Genomic DNA, 2157 nt, shown 5'->3' with positions numbered 1-2157 from the left:
CGAACACGATGTCCTTGCTGGCCAGCAGCACGGCGTTGCCTTCGGCCGAACGCAGGGTCAGATTGATTTATTAATTACACCTGATCCCCGTTCTTTATACTGAAAAAATCAGCCGCCGAGATGGTTCATTTTTTCTCTAAAAAAAATCCATTATCATTAAAAATACAAACCAATCTATCCCAAAATTCTCGGACAACATGTATGTTTTGAATATCAGATTCGTTAGCAAAATAAAAAGAAATTAGCTCATCACCCAGCGGCGTGCATTCGATTTGAGCATCCATCCACACTATGAGTTTAGCGGCATAATCATGCCCATTAATGCAATCGGATTCACTTTCACTTTCGGGGTTAATGCTACCAAGCAGGTTGACGTACTCCTCTAGCGTCCCTATCTCATTAATTTCAAGCCAATCGCTAGGCGCCAATTTAACTAAATTTGCAGCAAGGCAGAAATGTATAATGGAGACGGAAAGTTTGTGAAGAAAAACACTGTCACTATTTCTTTTGCATTCATTAAATCTAAAGAAGCAGACCGGCATTTCACTTTTAGAAAGGACATTTAAAACAAATGCGGTCCGCATTTTAATTTCGTCAGTAATCACATTGGCCTCAACGGGTTGGATTAGGTCCAGTATTTCCAGTCAGCGGAAATTTTAACTTAAGAACGTTGTCTTCACCACCGTTAGCTAGATTTACAGATTTTCCATTAATTTCTAAGGAGGCCGTAGTCTGCAATGTCTTATCGCTCGCTATACCAGCCGGACGATAAGTAACCCAGCTTCCATCTGGAGTTCTGGCGCGCCATGAACCATTCTTCATATTAATTGCATCACTCGGCTTAACTCCTCCGAAGAATTCTTTCGCTAGAGTCTCTGCCGCCAGGTCAGGGTCCGATGTCGCGGGCATCTCTCTTGGTGTCCCGAGCCCACCAATTGGTCGTCCCGGAAGTTCGCCCGCATGAATTTCATTTAATACGTCCTGAGCAGTCTTTTTATTTAGCCCGTCACCTCTAATTTCATCCGGGAGCGTCTTGGTTAGAAGATATTTAAAAATTGACGAACGTTTTTCTATTTGATTTTCTAGTTCTGCAATAATTGGCCTAGCCTTGCTCGTGCCAGTCATCCCCAAAGTCAATATATCAGCAAGACTTAACACGCGTGCATCAAGCGCATCAAGCCCGACTGGGTGTTGTGCGCATCGTCGAACACGATGTCCTCGCTGGCCAGCAACAACGCGTTGCGTTCGGCCGAACGCAGGGGCAGATTGACTTATTAACTAAACCTGACCCCGTTCTTACAACAATTATAAATTATCAATAATAATATTATTTTTGTATAATTCAGAAAATATAAATTCAACTCCGTCAACGATGCTGTCAACATCTTTTCTTATGGATATCCCTTTTTCTTCGATTAAATTCAATGCAAATGTATACTGTCCAGCCACTCTTTCGCCGTCAAATTTAATTATAAAAAACCCGCGAAATTCTGATGAAATCAAGCTCATGGAAACAATGAAATCATCGGTAGTCAAAGTTTCAATGGAAGGCAGGCCTAATTGCTCGGCATATTTATTTGCGCATTCACGGTCACTATTCATTTCATGCCCTTTAAAGCTTTTGAAATATCATCGACATTCTTCAATTCGCCACTAGCAACTCTTCTTACAACGCTCCGTACAACTTCATTGGGCGGCCCGTCGACTTGGTTTCTTGCAATCAATCGCTCAACAACTTCTACAGCCGTTCTTTTATTTCCGTTATCAAACAAATGCCCGCCCGCAATATCCCTAATTATTGAAGCTGTTTTATTGTAGAAGCCATCATAATTATTTGCGTTCTTAAGCGCTGTGTCAACATCCCTATAAGAAATGGAGCCTCCAAAAGATGAATTTATTGATGTAATCTCGTTAGCATCAATGCCAACCTTGAATCCCGCGTAATTTTGGGTCGGATTTGGAGGTCTTGATAATTCGTTAGCTAATTCTTCATTGGCAGCATTACCGCCATTCGCCGAGCCACCAGAAGATGAGTTATTAGGTGGAGTCTCTTTATTAACCCCAATGCTATTGCTTTGAGGGCGATCCCCCGTGAAGTCCGTGCCTATTTTTCCAACTTTTATTCCCGCTCCAAGCTGCGTAAGCCCATAGACGAGC

The 2157-nt window shown here is 42.3% G+C and carries 4 protein-coding genes; all 4 read right to left on the bottom strand.

Annotated features, from left to right (window positions below; all coding sequences use genetic code 11):
* Positions 1–125: 125 nt before the first annotated feature.
* Positions 126–605 carry a hypothetical protein gene (locus XpruCFBP8353_RS23635; protein ID WP_133125711.1) on the bottom strand — a complete coding sequence of 160 codons (480 nt, stop codon included), beginning with the start codon at positions 603–605 and terminating at the stop codon, positions 126–128.
* 7 nt (positions 606–612) lie between these two features.
* Positions 613–1158: a hypothetical protein gene (locus XpruCFBP8353_RS23630; RefSeq protein WP_133125710.1), complete on the bottom strand. Its 546-nt coding sequence runs from the start codon at positions 1156–1158 to the stop codon at positions 613–615.
* Positions 1159–1305: 147 nt separating this feature from the next.
* Positions 1306–1602 (bottom strand): hypothetical protein, encoded by a 297-nt coding sequence (locus XpruCFBP8353_RS23625; RefSeq protein ID WP_133125709.1) that lies wholly within the window; start codon positions 1600–1602, stop codon positions 1306–1308.
* On the bottom strand, positions 1599–2157 hold a 559-nt coding region (locus XpruCFBP8353_RS23765), incomplete at its 5' end, for a hypothetical protein (protein ID WP_157935136.1). The genes XpruCFBP8353_RS23765 and XpruCFBP8353_RS23625, both read right to left, overlap by 4 nt.

Origin of the sequence: Xanthomonas prunicola, assembly GCF_002846205.1 — a bacterium.
GTDB classification, from domain to species: domain Bacteria; phylum Pseudomonadota; class Gammaproteobacteria; order Xanthomonadales; family Xanthomonadaceae; genus Xanthomonas; species Xanthomonas prunicola.
Note: the sequence above shows the minus strand (reverse complement) of the source record. Positions and strands in the feature narration are given on the sequence as shown.

Coding starts and splice junctions, on each gene's coding strand:
- XpruCFBP8353_RS23625 (WP_133125709.1), bottom strand. CDS start 1,602: ATGAATAGTGACCGTGAATGCGCAAATAAATATGCCGAGCAATTAGGC.